Source organism: Neobacillus drentensis, assembly GCF_036966985.1.
In the GTDB taxonomy this organism is placed as follows: Bacteria; Bacillota; Bacilli; order Bacillales; family Cytobacillaceae; genus Neobacillus; species Neobacillus drentensis_E.
Genome location: NZ_JBALSN010000389.1, coordinates 1 through 338 on the forward strand (window position 1 = coordinate 1; position 338 = coordinate 338).

1 protein-coding gene is annotated in these 338 nt (G+C 32.5%); it reads right to left on the bottom strand.

The window, feature by feature from the left end; translation table 11 throughout:
- Positions 1 to 62 precede the first annotated feature (62 nt).
- Complete coding sequence (locus V7659_RS22900) at positions 63 to 206, bottom strand: hypothetical protein (protein WP_335542485.1); 144 nt, start codon at positions 204 to 206, stop codon at positions 63 to 65.
- Between the last annotated feature and the right edge of the window lie 132 nt (positions 207 to 338).

Here is a 338-nt window from a genome sequence, read left to right on the forward strand (position 1 = left end):
TTTAGGTAATTCTTCACAAGAAAAAACTGTAATTTTAGTATGGTTGAATTAATAAATGAACACTAATTGTGTCCAATTATGCTTTTTTCAACAGGTAACTTTACATCCAATAAAATTAAGTCAATTTCCGATTGTAAGGCTCTTTCAAGACCTTTTTTACCCTCATGCTCCACTGTCACTTGATTGCCTTCATATTCAAGCTCCATATGTAAGACACGAGCAATTAGAGTCTCATCCTCTCACTACAAGGATATATGTTTTCAATTCTCACTCATCCCCTCTTCATACTTTTCCAATACAAGTCTCAACATCTCAAACAACAAAAAGTTAAAGAAAAT